At 36.5% G+C, this 24,060-nt stretch carries 35 protein-coding genes, 5 pseudogenes and 1 riboswitch; of the genes and pseudogenes, 12 read left to right on the plus strand and 28 right to left on the minus strand.

Translation table 11 applies throughout. The features are described from left to right. Positions 1-139: 139 nt before the first annotated feature. The 8 genes from JCM13188_RS02620 to JCM13188_RS02635 form a co-directional block, all read right to left on the minus strand. Positions 140-673, minus strand: a complete 534-nt coding sequence (locus JCM13188_RS02620) for a DUF368 domain-containing protein (protein WP_369404787.1) — start codon at positions 671-673, stop codon at positions 140-142. A 49-nt stretch (positions 674-722) separates the two neighbouring features. Continuing rightward, positions 723-959 (minus strand): undecaprenyl phosphate translocase family protein, encoded by a 237-nt coding sequence (locus tag JCM13188_RS20280; RefSeq protein WP_369404788.1) that lies wholly within the window; start codon positions 957-959, stop codon positions 723-725. A 97-nt stretch (positions 960-1,056) separates the two neighbouring features. Further along, positions 1,057-1,407, minus strand: coding sequence for an ABC transporter ATP-binding protein (locus tag JCM13188_RS17625; protein ID WP_279401281.1), 351 nt, complete (start codon positions 1,405-1,407; stop codon positions 1,057-1,059). Between the two features lie 35 nt (positions 1,408-1,442). Next, positions 1,443-1,793, minus strand: coding sequence for an ATP-binding cassette domain-containing protein (locus tag JCM13188_RS17630; protein ID WP_279401282.1), 351 nt, complete (start codon positions 1,791-1,793; stop codon positions 1,443-1,445). Positions 1,794-1,806: 13 nt separating this feature from the next. Next, positions 1,807-2,391 (minus strand): FecCD family ABC transporter permease, encoded by a 585-nt coding sequence (locus tag JCM13188_RS21915; RefSeq protein WP_279401283.1) that lies wholly within the window; start codon positions 2,389-2,391, stop codon positions 1,807-1,809. A 28-nt stretch (positions 2,392-2,419) separates the two neighbouring features. Then, on the minus strand, positions 2,420-2,845 hold the full coding sequence (locus tag JCM13188_RS21920) for an iron chelate uptake ABC transporter family permease subunit (protein WP_279401284.1): 426 nt from the start codon (positions 2,843-2,845) through the stop codon (positions 2,420-2,422). Positions 2,846-2,859: 14 nt separating this feature from the next. Further along, entirely contained in the window at positions 2,860-3,012 is a 153-nt protein-coding gene (locus JCM13188_RS17645) for a hypothetical protein (RefSeq protein WP_279401285.1), read from the minus strand. A gap of 49 nt (positions 3,013-3,061) precedes the next feature. Further along, positions 3,062-3,835 carry an ABC transporter substrate-binding protein gene (locus JCM13188_RS02635; RefSeq protein ID WP_054751936.1) on the minus strand — a complete coding sequence of 258 codons (774 nt, stop codon included), beginning with the start codon at positions 3,833-3,835 and terminating at the stop codon, positions 3,062-3,064. Between the two features lie 126 nt (positions 3,836-3,961). Continuing rightward, positions 3,962-4,145, minus strand: a riboswitch (cobalamin riboswitch). A 106-nt stretch (positions 4,146-4,251) separates the two neighbouring features. Here JCM13188_RS02635 and JCM13188_RS02640 point away from each other — a divergent pair. The 3 genes from JCM13188_RS02640 (at position 4,252) to JCM13188_RS02645 (ending at position 6,275) form a co-directional block, all read left to right on the plus strand. Beyond that, positions 4,252-5,262 carry a transcriptional regulator gene (locus JCM13188_RS02640; protein WP_054751938.1) on the plus strand — a complete coding sequence of 337 codons (1,011 nt, stop codon included), beginning with the start codon at positions 4,252-4,254 and terminating at the stop codon, positions 5,260-5,262. Positions 5,263-5,348: 86 nt separating this feature from the next. Continuing rightward, a complete protein-coding gene (locus JCM13188_RS17650) occupies positions 5,349-5,492 on the plus strand; it encodes a tetratricopeptide repeat protein (protein WP_279401286.1) in 144 nt (47 codons plus the stop codon). A gap of 12 nt (positions 5,493-5,504) precedes the next feature. After that, positions 5,505-6,275 carry an enoyl-CoA hydratase gene (locus tag JCM13188_RS02645; protein WP_054751940.1) on the plus strand — a complete coding sequence of 257 codons (771 nt, stop codon included), beginning with the start codon at positions 5,505-5,507 and terminating at the stop codon, positions 6,273-6,275. A 20-nt stretch (positions 6,276-6,295) separates the two neighbouring features. Here JCM13188_RS02645 and JCM13188_RS02650 read toward each other — a convergent pair whose 3' ends face one another. After that, positions 6,296-6,853, minus strand: a complete 558-nt coding sequence (locus JCM13188_RS02650; protein WP_054751942.1) for an NADPH-dependent FMN reductase — start codon at positions 6,851-6,853, stop codon at positions 6,296-6,298. Between the two features lie 594 nt (positions 6,854-7,447). Between JCM13188_RS02650 and JCM13188_RS02655 the strand changes: the two are divergent. Further along, positions 7,448-7,747: pseudogene (locus JCM13188_RS02655) on the plus strand (3D domain-containing protein); the annotation flags it as partial. A gap of 96 nt (positions 7,748-7,843) precedes the next feature. On the opposite strand, the gene JCM13188_RS02660 reads toward JCM13188_RS02655, so the two are convergent. The 6 genes from JCM13188_RS02660 to JCM13188_RS02680 form a co-directional block, all read right to left on the minus strand. Continuing rightward, positions 7,844-8,263 (minus strand): organic hydroperoxide resistance protein, encoded by a 420-nt coding sequence (locus tag JCM13188_RS02660; RefSeq protein WP_054751944.1) that lies wholly within the window; start codon positions 8,261-8,263, stop codon positions 7,844-7,846. Between the two features lie 63 nt (positions 8,264-8,326). Then, positions 8,327-8,716, minus strand: coding sequence for a hypothetical protein (locus JCM13188_RS02665; RefSeq protein ID WP_054751946.1), 390 nt, complete (start codon positions 8,714-8,716; stop codon positions 8,327-8,329). A 3-nt stretch (positions 8,717-8,719) separates the two neighbouring features. Then, entirely contained in the window at positions 8,720-8,983 is a 264-nt protein-coding gene (locus tag JCM13188_RS02670) for a GNAT family N-acetyltransferase (RefSeq protein ID WP_054751948.1), read from the minus strand. Further along, entirely contained in the window at positions 8,931-9,155 is a 225-nt protein-coding gene (locus JCM13188_RS17655) for a hypothetical protein (protein WP_279401287.1), read from the minus strand. The genes JCM13188_RS02670 and JCM13188_RS17655 overlap by 53 nt, the downstream gene beginning before the upstream one ends. Positions 9,156-9,224: 69 nt before the next feature. Continuing rightward, positions 9,225-9,710 carry a GNAT family N-acetyltransferase gene (locus JCM13188_RS02675; RefSeq protein WP_054751950.1) on the minus strand — a complete coding sequence of 162 codons (486 nt, stop codon included), beginning with the start codon at positions 9,708-9,710 and terminating at the stop codon, positions 9,225-9,227. A gap of 85 nt (positions 9,711-9,795) precedes the next feature. Next, positions 9,796-9,993 (minus strand): cold shock domain-containing protein, encoded by a 198-nt coding sequence (locus JCM13188_RS02680; protein WP_054751951.1) that lies wholly within the window; start codon positions 9,991-9,993, stop codon positions 9,796-9,798. 260 nt (positions 9,994-10,253) lie between these two features. On the opposite strand from JCM13188_RS02680, the gene JCM13188_RS02685 reads away from it, so the two are divergent. Together JCM13188_RS02685 and JCM13188_RS02690 are read left to right on the plus strand one after the other, a co-directional pair. After that, positions 10,254-10,805 carry a SurA N-terminal domain-containing protein gene (locus JCM13188_RS02685; RefSeq protein ID WP_054751953.1) on the plus strand — a complete coding sequence of 184 codons (552 nt, stop codon included), beginning with the start codon at positions 10,254-10,256 and terminating at the stop codon, positions 10,803-10,805. Then, complete coding sequence (locus tag JCM13188_RS02690; RefSeq protein ID WP_054751955.1) at positions 10,738-11,025, plus strand: hypothetical protein; 288 nt, start codon at positions 10,738-10,740, stop codon at positions 11,023-11,025. Before JCM13188_RS02685 ends, JCM13188_RS02690 begins: the two co-directional genes overlap by 68 nt. A 31-nt stretch (positions 11,026-11,056) precedes the next feature. Here the strand turns inward: JCM13188_RS02690 and JCM13188_RS02695 are convergent, their stop codons facing one another. After that, a complete protein-coding gene (locus tag JCM13188_RS02695; RefSeq protein WP_054751957.1) occupies positions 11,057-11,737 on the minus strand; it encodes a class I SAM-dependent methyltransferase in 681 nt (226 codons plus the stop codon). A gap of 11 nt (positions 11,738-11,748) precedes the next feature. Beyond that, the gene (locus JCM13188_RS02700; RefSeq protein WP_054751959.1) at positions 11,749-12,201 is read right to left on the minus strand and encodes a DUF4269 domain-containing protein; all 453 of its coding nucleotides are present in this window, start codon (positions 12,199-12,201) and stop codon (positions 11,749-11,751) included. A gap of 155 nt (positions 12,202-12,356) precedes the next feature. Between JCM13188_RS02700 and JCM13188_RS02705 the strand changes: the two genes are divergently transcribed. From JCM13188_RS02705 to JCM13188_RS02715, 3 genes are all read left to right on the plus strand, one after another. Next, on the plus strand, positions 12,357-12,977 hold the full coding sequence (locus JCM13188_RS02705) for a lysoplasmalogenase (protein WP_054751961.1): 621 nt from the start codon (positions 12,357-12,359) through the stop codon (positions 12,975-12,977). Between the two features lie 84 nt (positions 12,978-13,061). After that, positions 13,062-13,478, plus strand: a complete 417-nt coding sequence (locus JCM13188_RS02710; RefSeq protein WP_054751962.1) for a hypothetical protein — start codon at positions 13,062-13,064, stop codon at positions 13,476-13,478. Between the two features lie 136 nt (positions 13,479-13,614). Continuing rightward, on the plus strand, positions 13,615-13,908 hold the full coding sequence (locus JCM13188_RS02715; protein WP_054751964.1) for a hypothetical protein: 294 nt from the start codon (positions 13,615-13,617) through the stop codon (positions 13,906-13,908). Positions 13,909-14,046: 138 nt separating this feature from the next. On the opposite strand, the gene arsC is transcribed toward JCM13188_RS02715, so the two are convergent. The 3 genes and pseudogenes from arsC to JCM13188_RS02730 all read right to left on the minus strand — a co-directional run bounded on the left by arsC (position 14,047) and on the right by JCM13188_RS02730 (position 16,118). Then, positions 14,047-14,445 (minus strand): arsenate reductase (thioredoxin), encoded by a 399-nt coding sequence (gene arsC, locus JCM13188_RS02720; RefSeq protein WP_054751966.1) that lies wholly within the window; start codon positions 14,443-14,445, stop codon positions 14,047-14,049. A gap of 22 nt (positions 14,446-14,467) precedes the next feature. Then, positions 14,468-15,759 (minus strand): annotated as a pseudogene (locus JCM13188_RS02725) (arsenic transporter). A 14-nt stretch (positions 15,760-15,773) separates the two neighbouring features. Next, positions 15,774-16,118 (minus strand): ArsR/SmtB family transcription factor, encoded by a 345-nt coding sequence (locus tag JCM13188_RS02730; RefSeq protein WP_054751968.1) that lies wholly within the window; start codon positions 16,116-16,118, stop codon positions 15,774-15,776. Between the two features lie 172 nt (positions 16,119-16,290). Between JCM13188_RS02730 and JCM13188_RS02735 the strand changes: the two genes are divergently transcribed. Continuing rightward, positions 16,291-16,713 (plus strand): disulfide oxidoreductase, encoded by a 423-nt coding sequence (locus tag JCM13188_RS02735; RefSeq protein ID WP_054751970.1) that lies wholly within the window; start codon positions 16,291-16,293, stop codon positions 16,711-16,713. A 1-nt stretch (position 16,714) separates the two neighbouring features. Beyond that, positions 16,715-17,185, plus strand: coding sequence for a thioredoxin family protein (locus JCM13188_RS02740; RefSeq protein ID WP_054751972.1), 471 nt, complete (start codon positions 16,715-16,717; stop codon positions 17,183-17,185). 257 nt (positions 17,186-17,442) lie between these two features. On the opposite strand, the gene ytzI is transcribed toward JCM13188_RS02740, so the two are convergent. The 4 genes and pseudogenes from ytzI to JCM13188_RS02750 all read right to left on the minus strand — a co-directional run bounded on the left by ytzI (position 17,443) and on the right by JCM13188_RS02750 (position 20,474). Continuing rightward, entirely contained in the window at positions 17,443-17,604 is a 162-nt protein-coding gene (gene ytzI, locus JCM13188_RS17660; RefSeq protein ID WP_279401288.1) for a YtzI protein, read from the minus strand. A gap of 2 nt (positions 17,605-17,606) precedes the next feature. Next, positions 17,607-19,104: pseudogene (gene cshA, locus JCM13188_RS02745) on the minus strand (degradosome RNA helicase CshA). 216 nt (positions 19,105-19,320) lie between these two features. Then, positions 19,321-19,542 (minus strand): annotated as a pseudogene (locus tag JCM13188_RS20285) (acyl-CoA dehydrogenase family protein); the annotation flags it as partial. After that, positions 19,515-20,474: an acyl-CoA dehydrogenase family protein gene (locus JCM13188_RS02750; RefSeq protein WP_369404789.1), complete on the minus strand. Its 960-nt coding sequence runs from the start codon at positions 20,472-20,474 to the stop codon at positions 19,515-19,517. The gene JCM13188_RS02750 and the pseudogene JCM13188_RS20285, both read right to left, overlap by 28 nt. Before the next feature lie 128 nt (positions 20,475-20,602). On the opposite strand from JCM13188_RS02750, the gene JCM13188_RS02755 reads away from it, so the two are divergent. Then, positions 20,603-20,920, plus strand: a complete 318-nt coding sequence (locus JCM13188_RS02755; RefSeq protein WP_279401289.1) for a YggT family protein — start codon at positions 20,603-20,605, stop codon at positions 20,918-20,920. A gap of 35 nt (positions 20,921-20,955) precedes the next feature. Here the strand turns inward: JCM13188_RS02755 and JCM13188_RS02760 are convergent, their stop codons facing one another. The 4 genes and pseudogenes from JCM13188_RS02760 to JCM13188_RS02775 all read right to left on the minus strand — a co-directional run bounded on the left by JCM13188_RS02760 (position 20,956) and on the right by JCM13188_RS02775 (position 24,028). Beyond that, positions 20,956-21,870, minus strand: a complete 915-nt coding sequence (locus JCM13188_RS02760) for an EamA family transporter (protein ID WP_054751976.1) — start codon at positions 21,868-21,870, stop codon at positions 20,956-20,958. A gap of 131 nt (positions 21,871-22,001) precedes the next feature. Then, positions 22,002-22,202 carry a hypothetical protein gene (locus JCM13188_RS02765; protein WP_054751978.1) on the minus strand — a complete coding sequence of 67 codons (201 nt, stop codon included), beginning with the start codon at positions 22,200-22,202 and terminating at the stop codon, positions 22,002-22,004. A 66-nt stretch (positions 22,203-22,268) separates the two neighbouring features. Continuing rightward, positions 22,269-22,992, minus strand: a pseudogene (locus JCM13188_RS02770) (3-ketoacyl-ACP reductase). 67 nt (positions 22,993-23,059) lie between these two features. Next, positions 23,060-24,028: a ring-cleaving dioxygenase gene (locus JCM13188_RS02775; protein WP_054751980.1), complete on the minus strand. Its 969-nt coding sequence runs from the start codon at positions 24,026-24,028 to the stop codon at positions 23,060-23,062. Positions 24,029-24,060: the final 32 nt, after the last annotated feature.

Here is a 24,060-nt window from a genome sequence, read left to right on the forward strand (position 1 = left end):
TAATTTTTCAAAACTGGAGAATAAATTAATAAATGTGGCGAATAAACTTGTGGAAGTAGAGAATATTTCTACAAAACTAGCGAAAAAACAATCTTAATTGAAGAATAAAACCACCTGCGAGCAGGTGGTTTTTTCATATTTAGTATTCTATTTTTCCTAAGCCATATGCTACGAGTAAACCTATGATTAGGCAAATTAAACTCATAATATTTAACATCAGATCAGATTCATACCCTGGATAAACAACAAAGATTGAACCTATGACTAATCCTATCACTAAGGCATATGTTTGATAATAGAACTTATTAAATAAATAGTTTAAAACCTTACTCATGATGAGTAACCCAAACACAATACCTAACCCAAGAGGAATAAGTGGTTCAAACACAAAATTTTCTAGCGCATGTGTAAAGGTACTGTACATACCAATTAACAACAACAAGAATGATCCGCTAATTCCCGGTAAAATCATAGCAGAGCTAGCAAGCCAGCCTGATAAGAATAATTTTATATACGTTTCCATGTTATAAGTTGTTATAACTGGCGTTTCAGCAGGCCCTTCACCGAATAGTGCCATAGAGCCAACTAAGGCAGCTGCTATTATTAATATCACATAATGTATCCCACTAAACGTTTCTTTATAATTTGATTTATTAGCTAAAAATGGAATCACACCAGCAATTAATCCTAAGAATAAAAATAGAATTTGATTTGGGTAGTTTTCAAATGCCCAGTTTTATGACTTTAGCTAATGAAACCATGGCTGCAACAATCCCCACACCTAGTGGGATTAAAAACGCTAAATGCCTTTTCCATTCTCTTGTAAAAATTCCGTTTAACGCATCAATAAATCGTTCATAAATCCCAAGAAGCACTGCCATAGTCCCACCACTTACACCTGGAACTACATCGCTCGCTCCCATTATTAATCCACGATAAAGGTTTCTCCATTCGATCATCTGTCTTCCCCATTTCGTTTCGTTACTCGTATCCATTATACTAGACAAGCTACGTTTTAAGAATGCTTTTTACAATAAAATTTGGGGAATATTGGTTTTAGGATGTCTCACGATTTCTGGATGCGCGTGATAAACGTTTTTCTAATGTCTCTTTGGCTATAATTTGTTCACTGGAACCAGTGCGGACAATTTTACCGTGGTCCATTAAAACCAATTCATCACAAAACTGAGCAGCTAAGTTCAGATCGTGAAGAACCATGATGACAGTTAGCCCTTCACGCTTTTGCCAATCTTGAACCAACCTTAATATATTCATCTGATGCCCAATATCCAAGAAGGTTGTTGGTTCATCTAGTAATAAAAGCTGAGGTTGCTGAACCATTGCTTTTGCAATCGCAACGCGTTGACGCTCCCCACCGCTTAACGTGTCGATTAGCTGATCACGCAAATTAGAAAGTCCTGTTATCTGTAAAACGTTACTTACTAAATCATGGTCATGCTTACTTTCCCTTTGAAAAAACCTAAATGAGGGTAGCGTCCCATTAAAACCGAATCATATACCGTAATCGGATATGGTGCTAAACCTTCTTGCGTCAACACTGCCATATGTTTAGCTAGTTTTTTCACAGACCACCCTTGAACATTTTTTCCCATAAAATTAATCTGGCCTGAACTTGGCTTTTCTAATGCAGAGATTAACTTTATAATCGTTGACTTCCCTGCACCATTAGGACCAATTAGCCCTATACACTTACCTTTTTGAACATTGAGATTAATATTTTCAAGTATTGGCTTTCCGTCAACTTGTTTACTAACGTTTATGATCTCAAGCATTAGAATTTACCTCCTAAAAGAACCCTCGTTTAGCACGCCTTAATAAATAACCGAAAAACGGTGCACCTAAGAAAGCCGTAATAACACCTAGTGGTAGTTCACGTGGTGCTAAAATCGTGCGGGCTACTGCATCCGCCCCAACTAAGAAGATCGCACCACCTATAATTGATAATGGCAAAATCACACGATAATCTGCACCAAACATAAGGCGAATGATGTGAGGTACGACTAACCCAACAAATCCAATTGCACCAGAGACAGAGACAGCTGCACCTGTGACGATGGAAGCTAAAATTAATAGCAGGAATCTTGTACGCTGTACTGAGACTCCACTATGATGAGCCGCTTCTTCACCAAGACCTAACATGTTTAATTCTTTAATAAAAAACAACGATACAACCGAGACAACTAGAATAATCGGGAAAATAATTTGATTATAACTCCAGTCAGTTAGCGCCAGACTGCCCATCATCCAGAAAACAATCGTCTGTAATTGTTCGTTTGATAAAGCTAAAACTAATGACAAACAAGCTCCGACAAACGATTGTACGACTACTCCAGCTAATATAATCGTCTCAAGTCGCACTTTTTGATTCACTCGTGATAAAAATAGACAACAAGTAAACTTACAAAGCCGAATAAAATGCAACTGCTGGAAGAGTGAATTGACCTAGCCACAATGTCTGCAATCCAAATACAATAACTAAAGCCGCTCCAAATGATGCTCCTGATGATACACCTAAAATAAAGGGATCTGCTAACGGATTCCTTAGAACACCTTGGTAAATCGCCCCAGCTAATGCTAAAGCTGCCCCGACGGCTGCACCCAATAATACTCTAGGCAATCGAATATTCCAAACAATTGTCTCCGTTGATGTATCCCATGTTTCACCTATTAATTGATCAAATCCTGGAATATTCGAAAGTATAATTTGCCAGACAAGCTGCCAAGTTATATTCGCAGCTCCTAGTGTGACGGACAGACTCATCATAGCCATTAATATTATTAAGAATACAGGTATCCATAACCAAAGGGAATGTCTATTTTTCACTATTTATACGTCCTTTACTTCATTAAATCTGGATACAATGTTTTGGCTAATTCTTTTAAGCCTTCAGTTAACCTTGGTCCAGGTCTTGTTAATAAATCTCCATGCATGTCATAAACCTGTTCTTTTTTAATAGCCGTTACATCTTGCCAATTCTCTCTTTTCATCACTTTCGTAACGGCATTGTCTACATAATAACCATAAGTCGTGAATATAAATTCAGGGTCTTTTTTCTAAAATAACCTCTTCGCTGACTTGTGGCCATCCTTCTTGATCTGAAATGATATTTCTACCACCAGCTAAATTAATTAATTCATTAATAAAGGAACCTTCGCCACCTGAGAATAATTCAGGGCCAACTTCAACCCATACACGCTTCTTCTCATCTTCACTTAACCCGTTAACTGCATTTTGAACGTCTTCTACATCTTGCTTCATATTTGAAATAATTTCATCAGCTTGATCTGTATGACCTGTTGCCTGCCCAACTAGTTGTATATCTTTATACACTTCATCTAAATTTTGTGAACCTAGCACTAACACTTTAAGTCCTGCGTTGCGCATAGCATCGATGTCATCAGCATTATTAACATCAGCCACCACTAAATCAGGTTCTAAAGAAACAATTTTTTCAATATTAAGCTGTTGATCGCCTACTTTTTCAATATCTTGAACCTCTTCAGGATAATTAGCCCATTGTGACACACCGACTACCTCATTACCAGCTCCAACTGAAAATACAATCTCAGTTGCACTCGGAATAACCGATACAATCTTTTCAGGTTTTTCGTCAATGGTTACATCTGTTCCTGATTTATCCGTTAAGGTAACACTTTCAAACCCCGTACTTGAAGACTCTTCACTATTCTCTTGTTCTGTTGCTTGGTCTTTTTCATTCGTACTCTCATTATTGTTACTTTCTTCTCCTTGGCAAGCTGTTAACCCGACAACTAAAACCAATGTTACTAACCATAGCCATATCTTGTTCTGCATCTAAATCTCCCTTTCTAAATTAAAAATACCCCCGCTTTCCAACGAATCTTTGGAAAACGAGGGCATGATGCCACAAAACTACGATTAGAACATCTATCATAGCCGTTCCTTTAAACCCGAAGGAAAACGAGCTAAAACAAGTGGGCAGGTCTCCTGGCTTAGGGTCATAGCTTCTAATCCCTTCCCATCCTTTATGGACAGTGGTTAATTAGTCGCTTCCCATACACAGTGGCGGGACCGCGTCGGATTCTAACCGAACTTCCCTTTTAAGTAAACATAAACTGTTTACACCAACTTGTTCCAATTTATTCAATTTGATATATCTATCTTAATCTTATTCTTTTATGAAGTCAATTCTATAAAACTTTATTATTTATGGTAGAATCAATCTAGATACATAGAAACGGGTGATTATAATGGATATCGGGGCCATCATACAGTTTTATCGTACGAAACATGGACTGACTCAAAAAGATCTTGCCAGTGGAGTATGTTCAATTTCGTATCTCAGTAAAATAGAAAGTGGAGCCATTGAGCCTAAGACCGATACTATCCAATTAATCTTTGAACGTCTAGACATGGACTATGAGAAGATTACATCTTATGATGAAAAGAAAATTCATGAACAGATTGATTTACTTTATCAAAATATTACTGAACAGAAATTAGATAAAGCAAAGGACTTTTCAGATGAACTTGAAGAAGTATTAACACCTTTTCACGAACCATATGTTCAGAACTATTTCGAGCTCATTCACTTTTATTACCTAATTACCGTTAATCCAACTGAAAAATATAACTTGAACTTTCAAGAGTTGCTTAGATTAGAAAATCACTTTGAAGGCAAGAAGCTATTTTATTTTTATAAAATCGTAGGCTTTTATTATAACTGCCATTTAAATTCTAAAAGAGCGAATGAATATTTTCACAAAGCAGTTGAGATCTTAGAAGATTTTAACCTTAAAGATCCAGAAATTTATTACCTGCTCGCATTATCATATATGGGTATGCAGAAGCCTATTTATTCGAATTATTACGTCGGAATTGCTCTTGAGCAGTATGCGAATGACTTAAAATATCGTAAGGTGACAGATTGTTACCACTTACTAGGTATTAACTATTTAAACTTAGGTGCTTATGACATTTCAGAGACTTACTTCAACCAAGTGCTTAAGTCAAAACCAATGGGTGATTCACCAAAAGTTAGGTCGAGAGCCACTCACAATTTAGCAATTCTTTACTACCGAAGAGGCAATTTTGAACACGCCTTAAAGCTACTTCATGAAGCACTAGAGCATCATTCTCACCTTTATGACATTGTTCATTCCAACTTAATTATTGCAAAAGTATACTACGAACAAGGAAAATCAGATTTAGCTAGAGAATATTTAACAAAGGGAGAAGATTTACTTCAAGGCACCAATTAACGAAGGTCCGCCATCGTTATTATATTCTAAGGCATCAGTTATCAGATGAAACTCATAACGAGAAGTTCATTGAAAGATGCGAAAAAGTGATTCTCCCACATTATCAAACAATTGGTGAGACTGGCCTTATGAAAGAACTGCTTCATTTACTGGCAGAAATATTTACCGAAAAACAAGATTATGAAAAAGCTATTGACTATTACAAACAACTTAATGAAATCAAAATATAATGAGGTGAGTATATGAATAAAACAATTAATATTCTTAAAGAAGGCCCTATAACAACAATTAAACTTAATCGTCCTGATCAATTAAATGCAATGGATGTCGAATTACTAACAGAGTTAAATGACGAGCTTCAAAAAATTAAAAAAGATGACTCAAAAATTTTAGTGTTAACCGGCGAAGGGAAGGCTTTCTCTGCAGGCGGCGATATGAAAACCATGCTGCAAGAATCAGATCCTGAAGGCTTTCAAAAAGTAATGGGTATTATAAAAAATATTGTGATTACCGTTTATTCAATGCCAAAAGTTACGATTTCGGCTTTAAACGGAGCAGCTGCTGGCTTAGGTTTAAGTGTTGCATTAGCTGCTGACTATGTGATTGCTAAAGAAGATGCTAAAGTAGCAATGAACTTTATTGGAATCGGCCTCATTCCTGATGGGGGAGGTCACTTCTTTATGGAACAAAGGCTAGGGGCTGTTAAAGCTAAACAGACCATTTGGGAAGGTAAAATGATGACAGCTAAGGAAGCGCAGTCAATCGGCCTAGTCGATTTCACAGCAGATCAACTTGACTTAGCCTTAAGTCACTATTTAAATAAGCTACAGCAATCACCATTACAATCCATGATCACGACTAAGTTAATTATTAATAATAAGCAGCTTCCACAACTTGAGGAAGTGCTTAACCAAGAGACTCAAGGACAAGCAAAAATGCGACAAACACATGATCACAAAGAAGGTATTGACGCGTTTCTAAATAAACGCGAACCACAATTTATAGGGGAATAAGTAAAAATCGACTGACTTTACTAGAGGTCAGTCGATTTTTTTATGTCTTGGCTTAAGTCTAGGTATTTAACAAATACTTCGCTTAAGTCCTTAATACGCTTTTTTACATCTTCATCTACTAATTCTTTTGTTTCTGAAAAATGAGCAGAGTGGGTATAAACATAATTCGGCGTTGTTAAACAGCGAAAATAATCTAATATAGGTTTAAGCTGATTTTCAATAACTAAATGGTGTTGAAACGTTCCACCGTTCCCCATTAGTGCAACCGGCTTATAACGCATACATTTTGGTGATACTAAATCAAACATATTTTTTAATGCTCCAGGAATCGACCCTTGAAAAACAGGCGTTGCTATAATATAACCGTCTGCATGTTCAACCATATCGATTAGCTTCTTTGTATCCTCGTTATAATCATCTTTAGGTCGACCATCGGCAAATTCCATTTTGAAATCTTCTAAATAAAGTGTCTCTATTTGGTGCGAAGTGATTCTCTTTGTTAGATGCTTTTCTGCTTCTTTTAATAAATGCTTTGTCTTCTCTCCCGCAACTGTGCCATTAATCAGTAGAATCTTCAAGGTGACTTCCCCTTCCTAACCATTATATCTGTCCTATTTATATTAAAGTTAAGTTTTACTGTGTTTGTAATAAAAGTATAAAACCAAATAACTACTAAACGTCAACTCATATAACTTATCTAAGTCTATTGTCACACTTCATAGTGGTACTTTGTCATCACAATGTTACATTCTTGTACAAGCATTGTAATTGACTTAGCATTCTAAGTTGTTATACTTGGCAATGGTCTAAAGGAAGAGTGTTCCTATAGGGCCATTTTTGGGGACGAGAAAGTAAATATAGACTTTTGTCATATTGACATAATAAATGGAGGTTTTTATGAGTATACGACTAGTTAGTGCCTTCGCGTTTTATTAACGTTTGGTGCACTAATGATGTTGAGTACTCCATTAAGCGCAGCTAAGATACAACCGACAACATTAGATAATAACACTGGAGCACAAGAACATCATGTACAATTCTTTTCAAAAGCCAATCACCAATTGGCTAAAAAAGATGAGATAAAATTAATAAAGCCTGAGCCCAAAAAAGAGAAAGCTCAGCAAACACAAGAAAAACAAAACAATCAAGACATACAACAAGTTAGTAAAGAAAGCCAGAACGGTAAACAAATGTACGTCAAAGCAACTGCCTACACTGCATACTGTGACGGGTGTAGCGGTACAACCTATACTGGCGTAGACTTAAGGGCAAACCCTGATCAAAAAGTGATCGCCGTAGACCCAGATGTGATTCCGTTAGGTTCTCGCGTATGGGTTGAGGGATATGGAACAGCAATTGCTGCTGACATCGGAAGTGCCATTAACGGTAATGAAATAGATATCTTCATGCCAAAAGAAGCAGATGCTTTGAGATATGGCGTCAAACAAATTCGAATTAGAATTTTAGATTAATAAACAAGCCTCTGCTGAGAATGCAGAGGCTTGTTATTTTATAAACCACTATAAAGTAAAAAAACCGAGGGCACCCCCTCGGTTTTACTATAATAACTATTTAGCTTTTGCTTCTAAATCAACATCCACATTGCCTCTAGTCGCTTTTGAATAAGGGCAAACTTGGTGTGCTTCTTTCATTAATTCGTCAGCTTCTTCTTGGGAAACACCGCTCATTTCAGAAATAAGCTTAACTGAGATCTTAAAGCCTCCATCTGAAGAATCTTTCATAAAACTTACTTCAGCAGTCGTTGTAGAATCAATATCTTTATCATTATTCTTGGCAACTAAGTTTAACGCACCATCGAAGCAAGTTGAATAAGTAGCAGCAAATAATTGTTCAGGATTTGTCCCTGTTTCATCTGTATTCTCTGTTGGCATAACGACATTTAAATCAATGATGCCATCGTCTGATTTAACGTGACCACCACGACCACCTTTAGCTGTTGCTTTAGATGTAAATAGTGTACTCAAAATACCACTCCTTCATTTTATGTTCTAGTTACTTCATACCCTAAAATTACCATTCTCATTCATCAACTATAAAATCTTTTGCATATGAACTTGTTCGATAGTCTTATTAAAGCCCAGTTCATTTAAAGCATTTAAAAGAACTGTATCTCGATTTGGATAATTAATAACATGGCGTTTAACACCATCGCGATCCAACTTAAAAATTTTATGTAAAAACGTTAACATTAAGAGTAAATCATATTCTAAAATGGGTTCAATTCCAACTTGATACAGCTGAACTGACTCCACATTGCCGTAAACATCATACCGTTCCTTTGTCATAGCATACCCAATTGGTCGTTCCCTGTCATATAAAATATAACCGATTCCTTCCTTTAAACTCTCCATCTGATTCTGCCAAGGCATGTCTTGCTGAAAAATGAAAGTGATCGTATCTTTCTCTTGGAACTCTAACACATTCTAATTCGTAATCATGAATAACCGTGATATCTTGATTCTCTTGAGGCCCTGCATAAAACCCAAACGTTCTATTAACTCATAACCATGTTTTTCATATAGATTAATGGCTCTTTCATTTGTCGTTATGGCTTCAAGATTAGCGACGTTAACACCTTGTTCGTGATATACCGCTTGTACTTCTTCTATAAGCGTATGACTCAGCCCCGTCCCTCTAAACTCTGGAAGGATACCTGTACCACCGTTCCATGCATAAAACTTTGTCATCATGCTTCCTAAAACCATTCATTACAATCGCTACGGGTGAGTCAGCATCTAATGCTATAATCGATGCCTCGGCGACTAAATCCTCTGTCACCATACGCCTTAAAAACGTTTGTGTATCCATGGTAACATCGACTGAGTAACCTTCAAATCCACGATTCCAGACAGAAACCACTTCACTTAACGAACAATCCGAAACTTTTTTTAAATTTAATTTGGGTCATTATGATCACATCCTATTGTGTTACTTTAAACAAAAGCATTTATAAATCCTGCTTTTCTGCTGTTTTCCTAAAAAAATCATTTCAACATGAGGGATGCCATCTTCTAAAAACTCATCAGAAATGGTTTGAAATCCGCAGTTACCGTAAAATTGTTGTAAATGAGCTTGCGCTTCGATTTTGACATTTGAGTCACTATACGTTTGACTAATATATTCTAGGGCTCGATTAATTAATTCTGTTCCAATTCCAGTTCTTCTCGTACTGTCATGAGTAATGACACGTCCAATTGAAGCTTCTTCAAATTTTACATTTGGTGGGATGATGCGACAATAGGCCAAAATTTGTCCCTCATTAATCAAGTACAGATGTCGTGATTCTTGGTCATATCCATCTATTTCTGGATATGGACAATTCTGTTCAACGACAAATACATCTACTCGAAGTTTTAGAATATGATACAATTCATCGTTTGTTAGTTCACTGAATGACTTATTTTCCCAGTTCATGGTGTCACCTCTTTATATGTAAATATAGAAAAACGCACGTAAATGAATATTTACGCGCGTTTTAAAGTCAGTTTGTTAACGTATATTATTTAGCAACAACGTTAGCTGCTTGTGGTCCACGATCGCCTTCAACGATTTCGAACTCAACGTTTTGACCTTCAGCTAAAGTTTTGAAACCGTCTGCTTGAATTGCTGAGAAGTGTACGAATACGTCATCTCCGTCTGGACGCTCGATAAATCCAAAACCTTTTTCTGCGTTAAACCATTTTACTGTACCTGTCATTTAAAATGACCTCCTTAAAAGTATTACGACAAAACAATTGAATCTTGTTACTTTGACTTCCTTAAAGAGGTCATTCAGTAAACATCGATCCCAATTACTTCGTTCAATTTATACTTTACTCTTTTGTTCAGAAAAAGCAAGTGATTCGACACACATTACATTTTCTTTACATGTTTACTATAACTTGTATCATGGTCTGACAGTATGCTACAATTCATACTCGAAACCTAATATTTATTTACAAAAGGAAGTGTTATTGAATGAAGAAGTTCTTAACAGCGATTTTATTCGTGATGTTAACGGCTTTCTTAGCTGCCTGCGGAGGCGACAGCGAAGGAGAAAATAATTCAGAAGAAACCAATCAAGAAGAACAAAATGGTGAAGAGAATAACCAAGAAAATAATAAAGAAGGTAATGAAGATACGACTGCTACAAAAGATATAGAAGACGATCAAGTAGTTGCTAAAGTTAATGGCACTGAACTACTAGGAGCTGACCTTAAATCAAGCGTTAGTTTCTTTGAACAACGATACCAACAAATGGGACAAGACCCATCGAAAATGGCTGATCAAATTCAAAAACAAGCTTTAGATAATTTAATTAGCATTGAACTAGTAAAACAAGCAGCAAAAGAACAAGGCATTAAACCTAGTGAAGATAAAATTCAAGAAGAATATAAGAAACAAATCGATCAAGTTAAAGAAGCAACTGATTTAGAGAGCGAAGAAGAAATTCTAAAAGAAAATGACACTTCTGAAAAAGAAGTTAAAGAAAAATATTCGTCAGAACTTAATTACAACGAAGTACCTTGAACAAAATGTTGAAGAGCCTAAAGTAACTGATAAAGACCTACAGAAGGCTTATGACAGTTATAAAAAGGCTATGGAGCAACAAGGACAAAAAGTTGATAAAAGCCTAGAAGATATGAAAGACCAGTTAAAACAACAAGTTAAAAATCAAAAGTCTAGTGAAAAAGAAATGGAACACTTAAAACAGCTTCGTGAAAAAGCTGAAGTTGAAATCTTAATTTAATGTTAACTTAGCTACCGCAAAATTGCGGTAGCTATTTTGTTAACATAAAAACTGTCATAAACGTTAGTGCTTGTTGCATATCTTCTGATAAACTGCCGACATGTTTTAAATCCACACCTCGCTTATATACCTTCTCTTGATCTAAAACATTTAAGGATTGCTCTTTGGCTAGCTGTTCGAACTCCCACGGCATCATGGTATTCATGATCACACTTTCACCATACAAGCGGTTATAGCTATTAGCTCTTGGTGCTGCTGTTGGTCCTAATATTCCGATACATAATGTTCCGCCAGGTTTGACAACTCTGGAAACTTCATTAAATGCTTTAATTGGAACTTCTGCCCATTCTAGTGCATTAATAGCCATTAAAGCATCAAAAGATTGGTCTTCAAACGGTAACTTCATCATGTCAGCTTGTTGAAATGATAATCGGTCTTGTTCTTTTGTTAATCGACTTTGACATAACTTGACCATTTCATCAGATAAATCGACGCCCGATACATCATAACCTTCTTTCCACAGTTTATATGACCCATAACCATCTCCGCATCCTAGATCTAACACTTTAGAATTCGGCTCAACATATTTTGTAAAGAAAGGAACAATTGATTTTCTGCTTCCTTCATCCCACATGTTTTGACTTCTTGAATTCCAAAACGTTGCATTATGATTCCACATTATTTTTGCTTGCTCATGCCATGTATTAGCCATTAGTACGCCTCCTAAATGTATGATTGATCTTTTCCGTACTGAATAAGTGCTTCGTACGGATCGCCTGCTATCCCTAATACCTTACAAAAAGCAGGCTCCGTTTTATACCCACGCTGTTTAAGTGAGATCATTTTTGGTTTTAATTCAGGATTCTTTAGTAAAATTTTTTTCTCAATAACCATATGTAAATAAGCATACTGCTCATGTACTGGTACGTCTTGACCAAATAGCTCAAATTCAAATCCTTTATAAACAAAGTTAGCTTTAACAACATGCTTTCCTCTTATTATTTTTCTATTGATCTTAAAATAGGGTTGATCACTATACAGAAGCTTTATCTTATCTTCAAAAGACGTTAAGTCTTTCACTTCCATTATGATGTCTAAATCAGAAGTTGACACGTCTATTCCAAGCGGGATTGTTCCACAAAGCTCAGGTTTGTATTCACTTAATTGATTACAAATATCTAATTTTTAATAGCATCTATTGCCTCTTCTTTACGCTTCAATCTAAGTACTCCCATACATCAAATTCACAAATGACTCATATATTCTACTATTCTTTCATATTGTGTAAATTAACTTCACTTTCGTACACTATTAAAAAGGAGTGCATAACGATGAAGAAAGTCCTTCCTTTATTGATTCTACTAACGGCTATCTTTTATATTTTTATTTTACCTGAATCCCCTCTTGCCATAAAGCTACTGTTTAAAGCATTGCCAATGGTACTCATGATTATCTATGCTCTTATAAACCTTCCAAAACAACGCTTTTTTATACATTATGCTGTGGTTATTGGTTTAATTTTTAGTTTAATTGGTGACGTAACATTACACTGGTTTGTCATTGGTCTTTCGGCATTTTTGCTCGGTCACATTTTCTATATGGCTGGTTTTATCACAAAGTTCAAGCCATCCTTAGTTCGTGGTATGACTATTGTTCCACTCGTCATATATAGCTATATTTTGGGAAACGGCATCCTTAACTCCTTAACAGACAGTTCTCTAAGTTTCCCTATTACATTATACATTATAGTAATATCTGCTATGGCATGGACAGCCATTATGACGAGAAACCTCTATGCTGCTATTGGAGCTGTATTGTTTGTGATATCAGATTCGATTTTAGCTTGGAACTTATTTGTCACAACAATTCCTTTATCAAGTATTTTAGTTATGAGTACTTATTACTCGGCACAATTTTTGATAGTCTTTAGTTTAAGATCATACGATTCATAACATGATTGACAGGCCAGGTAGTTAGAAAGTCGCATGAAATTGTGTTAAAATTTAGATAAGTTTTGATAAAGGGGCGTTTACTAATTGAAAAAGGTGATGATTATTCTTTTGTTAGGATCTTTCATTCTAACATTAGCCGCCTGCGATGATACTTCAGATGATGAAAAAGAGTTAAAAGAATTCGTGACAGACTATAAGTCGAAACTTTATAATATCGAAAACCCTAACTTATTAAATGAAAAACATCCTACTAAAGTAAGTCAAAAATTCTCTAGGAAAATTGAACCTTATGAGACTAATGAAGTTCTTGAGGATTTAACCCTTAATCGTCAGTTAATCATCATCCCCCAAATAGCTCAAGCACTTGGGAAAAAAGTGAAGCTACAAGATATATCATTAGAAAAGGTAAAGGAAAACGAGGATGGATCTATCAACTATGACTATACGATGAAAATTAAGTACTATGATGACGAATCTGAAAACATCGTTAAAAAATGGTGAACTGACTACGATTAATAACGACAATGGATGGAAAATCACACGAGATTGGGAAAACCACACTAAATTTGAAAAAGAAGCAATGCAACAGTATTTGGAAGCACAGCATGACTCTAATTAAAGTGAAAAGGAATTAGTGATGAAATCAATTAAAATTTATTCCCTCATCTTATTAGCCTTGTTGACTGTAGGTTTAGGTATTTACATTACGTTATACCACTCAAATATAATCAATGATCGTTATGAGCAGGTAACAATTATTAAAAATGGTGAAATAACCGAGACGATACATAATTTAGACAGAATAAATAACATCATTGAACAAATTAACAGTCAACCAAGAGATTTTTATTATAATAATTCTGGGCTTAAATATGATTATTTACCACACGGACGAATGATCTTTGAAAATGATAAAAACCAAAGATATTAACGCTCGTCTATAAAAAGAATGACCAAGCGAACGTGATTTCTGATTATTGGGAAGTGCAAACTCATTTTAACTTTGGAAAAGATAAATAATTGCCTAAGACCATTCATTGTCTTAGGCAATTTGTTTAAGTTCTGTCTTTTAGCTCTTTAATTCTTTTTTAATTTCATCTCGTACGTCACGAAATACTTGATTCACTTCTTCTTCTGTACCCTCAGCCTTAGCTGGGTCAGTTAACCCCCAGTGTTCAGATTTAACATTTGGTGGTAATACTGGGCAGTTCTCACGAGCATCTCCGCAAAGCGTAATGACTAGATCGGTTTTGTTTAAGAGATTCTGATCAATGACAGATGATTCCTGATCAGATATGTCTATCCCAATTTCATCCATGATCTCGACCGCTTTAGGATTAAGGCCATGCGCTTCTATCCCTGCACTATAGACCTCCCAATGATTTCCTAATATGTCTTTTCCTAATCCTTCAGCCATTTGACTACGGCATGAGTTACCTGTGCATAAAATATAATACTGGTTGATCAGACATTCTGAATCCCTCGCTTTGTTAAATCAATAATAATGATACATACAACCCTAGTAAGGTGAAAAACAATACTGGAATGGTTAGAATAATTCCGACTTTAAAATAATATCCCCAAGAGATATGAATCCCCTTTTAGATAGAACATGTAGCCATAATAGAGTGGCTAGTGAACCAATTGGTGTAATCTTAGGCCCTAAATCACTTCCGATTACATTTGCGTAAATTAAGGCTTCTCTTATAGAACCAGTTGTATTCGTCTCTGCAATGGCTAAAGCATCGATCATAACAGTTGGCATATTGTTCATGATGGACGATAATATGGCAGCAATAAAGCCCATCGACATAGTCGCAGCCAGTAATCCATAATTGGCTGCAGAATCTATGACTTGTGCTAGTAAATCTGTCAGTCCAACATTACGAAGTCCGTAAACGACGACATACATCCCGATAGAGAAAAACACGATATCCCATGGGGCACCTTTTACAACTTCAGTCGTAGGAACAGCTGGGCTTCTTTTGGCCATCCATAAGAAGAATAATGCAATAACTCCAGCTACAAACGATACTGGAATCTCTAGAAATTCACTGACAAAATATCCAATTAATAGGATGCCTAAGACAACCCAGGATAAGCGGAACATTTTCTGATCTTTGATCGCTTCATGAGGTTGTTTGAGTTTAGATAAATCGTAATCCTTAGGTAGTGATTTTCTAAAGAATAAATAAAGAACAATTATACTGGCTAATAAAGAAAATAAGTTCGGAATAACCATACGAACTAAATATTCTGTAAAACCTAATCCAAAAAAGTCAGCTGATACAATGTTGACTAAGTTACTAATAACTAATGGTAATGAAGTGGTATCAGCGATGAATCCACTTGCCATAATAAATGGCAAAATCATAGCCTCTTTAAAATTCAATGCTCGAACCATTGATAATACGATTGGCGTTAAGATTAGTGCGGCACCATCATTGGCGAATAATGCTGCTACTGCTGCACCGAGTAACGTAACATAAATAAACATTTTAAGGCCGCTTCCCTTGGCCATACGAGCCATGTGAAGAGCCGCCCACTCAAAGAACCCAATTTCATCTAGTATTAATGAAATAAGTATGATTGCTACAAACGCTAATGTTGCGTTCCAGACAAGATCTGTAACTGCAATGACATCACCAAATGTCACGACTCCAAATATGAGTGCTAAGATAGCACCCCCACAAGCTGACCAGCCAATCCCTAAGTTTTTGGGCTGCCAGATGACAAGCGTAAGTGTGATTAAGAAAATCAGACTTGCTGCTAAAATATCCACGTAAAACTCCCTCTCTAGTCACAAATGATGCGTAAATTATTGTTAGAAAGCTCTTCAAGTTCCTTTTTCCCATTAGGTAAATAACCTAAAATATCATTGATTATTTCAATGGCTGGATGCTCACGGTTTATTGAATAAAACACCCAATGCCCTTTTCTCTTTTCATTAATTAATTTAGCATCCTTTAACTTTCTAAGATGCTGACTGATGGCGGGCTGGGATAATTCAAGTAATTCCACCAATTCACAAACACAACATTCATCCACATTCACATAACGCATTATGGATAAACGGGTGCGATCGCCCATAAGTTTAAGAATTTTAGCTACCTCTTCAACTTCAAGGTATGTCTTTTCCATTGCATCACCCACTTATATAAGTTATTGCTTATATAATAATATAATTGTTTTAATTAACTTTCAACTGTATTTATATAAACTTCAAAATTTATTTACATATTCTCAGTACAAATCACTTACAATCTAGTAAAATTCATAATATAATCTTTTTTGAATAAAAGTAGGTGTGTACATGAAAAAAATTAATGAGAACTTATTAATATTTATTTGGGTTGTTGCACTAGTCGCAACATTAGGCTCACTCTACTTCTCAGAAATTAAACTCTTTGAACCATGTAAATTTTGCTGGGTCCAGCGGATTTTTATGTATCCGATGGTGATCATTTTATTTGTGGGTATTGCCCTTAAAGACATTAAAGTGGTTTACTATACCATCACATTGTCTCTTATCGGCTTCTTGATATCGACTTATCATTATTCCATTCAAAAAGTGGAAGCATTACAACAATCATCACCAGCGTGCGGACAGGTTTCTTGTACTGGCGCTTATATTAATTGGTTAGGCTTTATCACGATTCCATTTTTAGCTGGACTAGCTTTCTTGATCATTTTATTTACATCAATTTTTGTTTTAAGGAATATTAAGGAGGATTAATATGAAAAAACTCATTATATTTGGCGTTATCATTGTAGCTCTATTCGCTGCAACGGCTGTTTTGACAAATATGGCTCAAGAAGACGTTAGTGAGGACAACCCATATGGGAAATCACAATTAGATCAAGCGACAATAGATTTATTAGATGATCCTCATTATCAAAACATCATTACTCCTAATCAGCTCCAAGAAAAGCTTGATGCTGGTGAAGATGTAACGGTATATTTCTTTAGCCCAACTTGTAAATATTGTCGTGAAGCAACTCCACGATTAATGCCACTTGCAGAAGATATGGGTGTAGAAGTTCAGCAGTATAATGTGTTAGAGTTTGAGGAAGGTTGGAATGAATATAACATTGAAGCAACACCAACCTTAGTCCGATTTGAAAACGGTGAAGAAGTTGCCCGAGTGAAAGGTGCTGTTCCGACTGAACAGTTCGAAGCATTTTTTAATGAGCACGTGGTTGAATAATTATTTAAGAGCGATTCCTTGGTGGGGATCGCTTTTTTAATCTCTTTTCTCAATATCAAAATTTATGGGACTCTAGAAAATGTTTATGAGACATTAGGGGCAAAGATGAGGAATCGAATTTTGTCGAAAATGGGTATTCGTCTTATTTTATGAGACATTCAATCAAGTTTATAGGACATTCCAGCTAATTTATGAGACATTCATACATTAACAAGAATAAGAAAAACCCAGCTAGTTTTTACTAACTGGGGCTTAGTCTATTCATTGCTGATTGTCTGAATCATCATCGTCGTCTTTTTATGACGATCAGGCATTGGGTCAACTTTATGATTGTAAGCATAACCCTTAGAAATGGCAAACACTGTTAATGCCAATACACCTAATACAATCGCAATTGAAATGATAAGAACTTTTAACATCTTTAAACACCTCTATTGATTTGAGTTGCGACGTTTACGGTTCCCTTTTGTCCTCTGTTGTTTGATCGGCGATCATCGCGCCTGCGACCTCCACCTTGTTTACGATCACCTTGCCTGCCGCGGCGACCACGGTTACGGTTGCCACCGCCGCCTTTACCGCCTTTATGACCTACTTTTTCACTCTTAATGGTGAAACGGCAGTCAATTTAACCGGTGTGCGGTCTGGTTCTTTAGCTAATAACTTTATTGCAGCTGCAACTACGTCAACGGAGTGATACTCGTCTAATAAATTCTCAGCTACACGTTTATACTTTTGTAGATCTTGCTCCTCAATCGCATTGAGTAATTCATCACGAGTTGCTTTTTGTATACCTTCTAAAACATCATCATATGAAGGAACTATTTTACGAGTCATTTTATGCTTTGTTAGTTCTTCAATATTCTTTAGATGTTCAAATTCTCTTGGTACTACGAATGTGATGGCTTGACCTTTGTTACCTGCACGGCCTGTTCGTCCGATTCTGTGAACATAGCTTTCAGGGTCCTGAGGTAAATCAAAGTTGTAAACATGTGTAACACCTGAAATATCTAAACCACGTGCTGCAACATCTGTTGCAACTAGTATGTCCGTTGTCTGATCTTTAAAACGTTTTATCGCACGTTCACGTTTTGCTTGAGTAATATCTCCGTGAATACCCTCAGCAGAATAGCCACGTTTTAATAAACCTTCTGTTAATTCGTCAACACGCTTTTTGTACGACCAAAGATGATGGCCAGTTCAGGCGATTCGATATCTAAAAGCTTACATAACACATCGAACTTTTGAGGCTCTTTTACTTCTAAATAAAACTGCTCAATATTCTCAACAGTCAGTTGCTTTGATTTTGTACGAATAACTTCTGGTTGATCCATAAATCGTTCAGCTAAGTTCTGGATTCGTTTCGGCATCGTTGCAGAAAATAGAAGTGTTTGGTATTTTGAAGGAATTTCAGCCATAATAGCTTCAATATCTTCAATAAAGCCCATGTTTAACATTTCGTCAGCTTCATCCAGCACTAACGTGTGAATTTCATCTAAACGAATCGTTTTACGACGAATATGGTCCAATAAACGACCAGGTGTCGCCACCACAATCTGAGGACGCTTCTTCAACGCTTTAATTTGACGTTGAATGTCTTGCCCACCATAGACTGGAACGGTTCTAACACCTTTGTTCTGTCCAATTCTGTTTAACTCTTCACCAACCTGAATGGCTAGTTCACGGGTTGGTGCAATGACTAGACCTTGAACCTTTGATTGGCTCATGTCCATTTTCTCGATCATTGGAACACCAAATGCTGTTGTTTTCCCTGTACCTGTTTGTGCTTGTCCAATCATATCCCGGCCTTCTAATGCAACCGGAATAGCTTTCTCTTGAATCGGTGTTGGATTCTCAAAACCCATATTCGATAGTGCTTTGACAATTTCTTCACCAATATTAAAATCTTTAAATGCGATCAATCTGTTTCCTCCTAAAAATTAAGTAAAATTATCTTGATTATGAAAAACTCGTCTGACTTTCCTTTTAGGCATGGACTAAAAAGAACACGTCATATATTCTAAAAATAGCTTTCCTTAATATAGATAATTTTATGAAGGAATACTAAATCAAAATTAATCTCCGAACTTTTCATAAGACAATTCAGTATAACTGTTTCAGTCATTAAAAGTCAACTTTTAATCATCAAGGAGCTCCGAAGCCAACTGTTCAATGATCATATCATCCATAGGTGGATTATGAAGTCCAGCTCTAACATCACGATAGTAGCGTTCGAAGGGATATGATTTAGATAATCCTCTTCCACCTGCAACACGCATTGCCAAATCAACTACTTTATTTGCATCATTTGTTACAGTTACTTTAACAACTGCTAGTTCCTTAGCCAATTGATGACGACCATCAGGATGACGGTCCCATTCTTCAGCAACACGGTATAAATACGTTCTTGCGCGTCTAAAATCATATTCATCTCACCGATCTTCTGACGAATATGAGATACCTTAGATATGGGATGGTCTAAACTGTTGGGCTTAAAGTCTTTTGCAAATAGGACTGCATCATTCAAAGCCGCTTGGGCAATTCCTAAATAACAAGCTGGAATGTGCAATAGCCACCCTTTGGGACCTGACCGCTTCCCTTTTAATTCAACTAAACTGTCCTCACTTAATTTTACATTTGATAAAACTAGGTCATCACTCGCTGTACCGCGCATACCCAGTGTATCCCAGGTTTGATCTACAGACACACCTTTGCTTTTCATATCGACTACAAACCATCCGATTTGTTCTTCGTCTTCTATCCAGGCTGCAACAATTGCATAATCTAATACTTCCGCCATAGTGGTGAATGTTTTTCGTCCATTTATTATAAAACCTTTTTCCACCTTTTTAGCAACAGTTTCAGGACGACCGCCGCGTGTTGGACTCCCTGTGTTCTTTTCCGTTGAAGCGCGATTAAATAATTTTTGTTCCTGAGCCTTTCCTGCAATCCATTTAAAATGTTCTTGTGACCAGAGGTTTCCTTCTTTTAACTCCATTAATATCCCATTATGCCAACCTACAGATAAAGCAGTTGCAGCATCTCCTTCAGCAATCTTCTCTTGCATTAGTAACCATTCGTACAAGGATAAATCCATACCCCCATATGTTTCGGGTAATACTAATGACAAGTATTGATGATTCTTTAATGTCTGTACCGTTTCATTTAAAAAGCGGCCTTCACGATCAGCTTTATTCGCATGTTCTTTTAATTCAGATGATAATTGTTCCGCTCGCTTATATAAGTCAATATGTCGTTCGTTTTTTAAAAATAACTGTTGATTTTGTGACATTATGTTAAGCTCCCTTCTTAAGTATAAGATATCATATGTCTATACTAGGGATTAGCTTAATACAATTACACAAAATTTTAAAAATGTTTAGATTTAATTAACAGTAGGAAAAATAATGAGAGAGGATGGTGATTCAAGTGAAAGGAATTCGTTTTATCAATTACCTCATTAATCTCGTGATTGGTTTAGTGCAATTGATTCTAGGCCTTCGAATTATTTTGAAGTTATTTGGGGCATCTGTATCGGCTCCATTTGTCGAGTGGACATATAATACTAGTGAACCTTTACTACACCCGTTTGAAGGGATCTTTCCGACTAAAGTGTTAGATGGGACATTCGTGGTCGAATTCTCCGCTATATTTGCCTTTTTGATCTATACGATCATTGGCTATTTCCTTACGAGTCTTATTTTGGGGTTTGACCGTAAGTGGAATAGTCAAAGGTAGTCACATGACCAGCAAAATTGCCCGGTTAAGTGATTTTACAAGTAGAATGGTTCCCTACTTGTAGGCACGCACGGTACGTTATGTGACCGTGCGTTTTTTATATGTTCTTTAAATGATAGAGCTAATAGACCCATGACTAATAAAACTAGGCCGAAGCTAGCTATGACACTTATTTTTTCGTTAAGAACACAGACTCCTAATAAGGTTGCTGTTAATGGTTCAGCTAGTGCTAATGTGACTGCAGTTGAGGCTGTGATACCTTTTAAACCTCTTGCAAACAACACATAGGAAAGCGCAGTTGCTACAATGCCAAGATGTAGAACTGAAATCGCTCCTGACCGCTCTAATGTCCAAGTCAAATCAGATGTTAATAGGATCGGGAGGAGCATAATTGCTGCCGTTGTAAAAACTAAAGCAACGACGACATCTGGTGGATGCTTAGCTACTAATGTTTTACTTACGAACGTGTAAGTAGCAAACGACCCACCAGCAGCTAAAGAGTATAACATGCCGAATGGATTAAATGTTACCTCCTCACCAGATTGAAGTAGTAACACACATCCAATAACGGCAAAAATCGTTGAAAGCAACCATACCCAATCTGGAAATCGTTTATAAAAAAACAGTTCTATAAATCCTGCAAAAATTGGGGCACTACAGATGGCAACAACTGTTCCAATTGCAACACCCGTTAAATCGACCCCTGTGAAAAAGAACGGTTGATATAATGCCATCGCCAATGCACTTACTAATAAGGGCATTTTTGGAATGCTTTTGAAATCAATATTCTTTTGAAGACTAATGTATACAAATAATGCGCCTCCTCCAATGAAGAGACGCAATGCACCAACCGTTAAAGGATTCGCTTTATCAGGTGCAAGAGCTTGAGCCGTTCCTGTTGTTCCCCAAAGCACAGCAGCTAATAATACGAGTAATACGTTTATCTTCATAAATACACCCTAATCTAAATGTCGTTCGTACAAAAGATAAGATGCTAATCGATACAGTAAATAAACGGCCACTAATATAATTAGCAAATATTTTAACGGATCCTGTATAAACATAATTGGAATTAGTGCAATTAAACTATGACGGACATAACGTTAGAGTATTTTCCATTAAGAGGCGTGTTGCTAACAAATAATGATGAAAAACTTTTAATTCGTTCTACATAACAATCTTTACAATAAGTTGTTAATTTTAATAATGCTGTTGTGGTAACCAAGTCATTTTTAGACGTGATTGTTTTACCACATTCCTCACAAATAGCTTTTTTTCCCATAATTGTTCCCCCAGTCTTTCTTATTAAATTCTACCATTTTTCAAAAATTAGGGGAAGAAATGACTGTTAAAAAGGGTTTGTTGCCCATTGTAAGGATTGCTTTATAAAAAATTCGTTGATTTAATTTAAGCTGAGCAACCATATATTCTGCTAAATCCTCAGGTTGCATATACTTATCTTCATTTTTTCATCTAATTGATCTCCAAAAACAAGCTCTGTTGCAACAAGGCTTGGGTTCATTGTAAATACTCGAATATTATAAGGTCGCACTTCTTGCATAAGTGCTTCACTCATACCTTGAACGGCAAATTTTGAAGCGCTATAAGCAGAAGACCCAGCTGTTGCTTTTAGTCCATTACTAGATGATATGTTAATAATGTCACCTTTATTTTTTTTCTATCAAATCTGGAAGAACGGCACGCGTGACATAGTAAGTACCAAAAACGTTGACTTCAATAGGCCTTTTCCATTCATCTGGATCTGCATCAACTAAATTCCCTTTTGAACCAACACCTGCATTATTGATTAGAATGTCAGCTTTGCCAAGGCGATTTCTAAGTTGGTCGATCGACTTGTTCACGGCATCCATGTCAGAAATGTCGACCGCTTCATACTCTACTTTTACATCGTATTCTTTGAGTTCGTTTGCTAGCTTTTCCAGCTTTTCTTCAGTGCGTGCTATTAAGCCTACATGAACTCCCTCTTTCGCTAGTTCCCTAGCTGTTGCACGTCCAATTCCAGAACCAGCTCCAGTTACATATGCGATCTTTCCTTTAATGTTTTGACCCATGTTGATCATCCTTTCAAGTAAAGTGATATTAACGTTTTAGGTTAAAAAGAAAAGCCGCGAGCAATGATCACGGCTTATAGTCAATTGGTTTTAAGCTTTGTTCAATTTGGTCACGTCTATCTTCTAAAAACGGTGGAAGCGCTAATGACTCACCTAGATGGTCTGCATCTTCATCCGTTGCGAAACCTGGCCCATCTGTGGCAAGCTCAAATAGAATACCATTTGGCTCTCTAAAATAAACGGATCTAAAATAAAAACGATCAACAAAACCAGAGTTCCCGATTCCTATTTGGTTGAGTTCATCTAAATACTGACGAATTTTTTCTTCATTTTCTACTCGAAATGCAACGTGATGGACACCCCCGCGTCCTAAACGTTCTGGTGGTAGATCTGTTCTAACATGAATATGCAGTTCAGCTCCCGTACCACCTTCGCCTGTTTCGTACACTAGTACCTCTCTTCCTGTATCATGGTGCTTATATTCACCTGCTATAGTGAAACCCATTAATTTGGTTAAAATAGCTTCAGTCGGCTCTAAATCTGGTACGGTTAGATGAATTGGACCTAAGCCAATGATGCCATAATTAGGCTCAGCTGCACTACGTTCCCATGGCGTTCCACCTGAAACACCATGATTTGTTTCATCTGACACAAGAATCAGACGCTGGTTTTCAAAGTCTTTTAGCGGGATTACGTTTCGTCCAAACTGTTCTACAATGCCTTCATTTTCAACATCATGCTGATCTAAACGATTTTTCCAATACTTGAGTGCTTCATCATTAGGCACGCGTAAGGAAGTGGTTGAAATGCTATTATTTCCATTATGATTATGCCCTGCACGTGGTATTTCAAAGAACGTTAGCTCAGTTCCAGGATTTCCAACTTCATCTCCGTAAAACAAATGATACACGGACGGATCATCTTGGTTAACGGTCTTCTTCACCATTCTCATTCCTAATATTTTCGTATAAAAGTCAACATTCTTTTGAGCATTTGCCGTGATGGCTGATAAGTGGTGAATTCCTAAAAGATGCATATATAAGCCCCTTCCTGAAAGCTTCTTGTTAG

It is taken from the genome of Piscibacillus salipiscarius JCM 13188 (genome assembly GCF_001311865.1).
Taxonomy (GTDB): Bacteria; Bacillota; Bacilli; order Bacillales; family Alkalibacillaceae; genus Piscibacillus; species Piscibacillus salipiscarius.

What these genes read in the sequence shown, in the direction of transcription:
- JCM13188_RS02635 (WP_054751936.1), bottom strand. Translation starts at nt 3,835, where the DNA reads ATGCAGAACAAGATATGGCTATGGTTAGTAACATTGGTTTTAGTTGTC.
- JCM13188_RS02740 (WP_054751972.1), top strand. Translation starts at nt 16,715, where the DNA reads ATGAAAAAACTCATTATATTTGGCGTTATCATTGTAGCTCTATTCGCT.
- JCM13188_RS02775 (WP_054751980.1), bottom strand. Translation starts at nt 24,028, where the DNA reads ATGCATCTTTTAGGAATTCACCACTTATCAGCCATCACGGCAAATGCT.
- ytzI (WP_279401288.1), bottom strand. Translation starts at nt 17,604, where the DNA reads ATGTTAAAAGTTCTTATCATTTCAATTGCGATTGTATTAGGTGTATTG.
- JCM13188_RS02750 (WP_369404789.1), bottom strand. Translation starts at nt 20,474, where the DNA reads ATGTCACAAAATCAACAGTTATTTTTAAAAAACGAACGACATATTGAC.
- JCM13188_RS02680 (WP_054751951.1), bottom strand. Translation starts at nt 9,993, where the DNA reads ATGACAGGTACAGTAAAATGGTTTAACGCAGAAAAAGGTTTTGGATTT.
- JCM13188_RS20280 (WP_369404788.1), bottom strand. Translation starts at nt 959, where the DNA reads ATGATCGAATGGAGAAACCTTTATCGTGGATTAATAATGGGAGCGAGC.
- JCM13188_RS02705 (WP_054751961.1), top strand. Translation starts at nt 12,357, where the DNA reads ATGAAGAAAGTCCTTCCTTTATTGATTCTACTAACGGCTATCTTTTAT.
- JCM13188_RS02645 (WP_054751940.1), top strand. Translation starts at nt 5,505, where the DNA reads ATGAATAAAACAATTAATATTCTTAAAGAAGGCCCTATAACAACAATT.
- JCM13188_RS02715 (WP_054751964.1), top strand. Translation starts at nt 13,615, where the DNA reads ATGAAATCAATTAAAATTTATTCCCTCATCTTATTAGCCTTGTTGACT.
- JCM13188_RS17630 (WP_279401282.1), bottom strand. Translation starts at nt 1,793, where the DNA reads ATGCTTGAGATCATAAACGTTAGTAAACAAGTTGACGGAAAGCCAATA.
- JCM13188_RS02675 (WP_054751950.1), bottom strand. Translation starts at nt 9,710, where the DNA reads ATGAACTGGGAAAATAAGTCATTCAGTGAACTAACAAACGATGAATTG.
- JCM13188_RS02735 (WP_054751970.1), top strand. Translation starts at nt 16,291, where the DNA reads ATGAAAAAAATTAATGAGAACTTATTAATATTTATTTGGGTTGTTGCA.
- JCM13188_RS02670 (WP_054751948.1), bottom strand. Translation starts at nt 8,983, where the DNA reads ATGACAAAGTTTTATGCATGGAACGGTGGTACAGGTATCCTTCCAGAG.
- JCM13188_RS02695 (WP_054751957.1), bottom strand. Translation starts at nt 11,737, where the DNA reads ATGGCTAATACATGGCATGAGCAAGCAAAAATAATGTGGAATCATAAT.
- JCM13188_RS02730 (WP_054751968.1), bottom strand. Translation starts at nt 16,118, where the DNA reads ATGGAAAAGACATACCTTGAAGTTGAAGAGGTAGCTAAAATTCTTAAA.
- JCM13188_RS02760 (WP_054751976.1), bottom strand. Translation starts at nt 21,870, where the DNA reads ATGAAGATAAACGTATTACTCGTATTATTAGCTGCTGTGCTTTGGGGA.
- JCM13188_RS02690 (WP_054751955.1), top strand. Translation starts at nt 10,738, where the DNA reads ATGACACTTCTGAAAAAGAAGTTAAAGAAAAATATTCGTCAGAACTTA.
- JCM13188_RS02685 (WP_054751953.1), top strand. Translation starts at nt 10,254, where the DNA reads ATGAAGAAGTTCTTAACAGCGATTTTATTCGTGATGTTAACGGCTTTC.
- JCM13188_RS02640 (WP_054751938.1), top strand. Translation starts at nt 4,252, where the DNA reads ATGGATATCGGGGCCATCATACAGTTTTATCGTACGAAACATGGACTG.
- JCM13188_RS02765 (WP_054751978.1), bottom strand. Translation starts at nt 22,202, where the DNA reads ATGGGAAAAAAAGCTATTTGTGAGGAATGTGGTAAAACAATCACGTCT.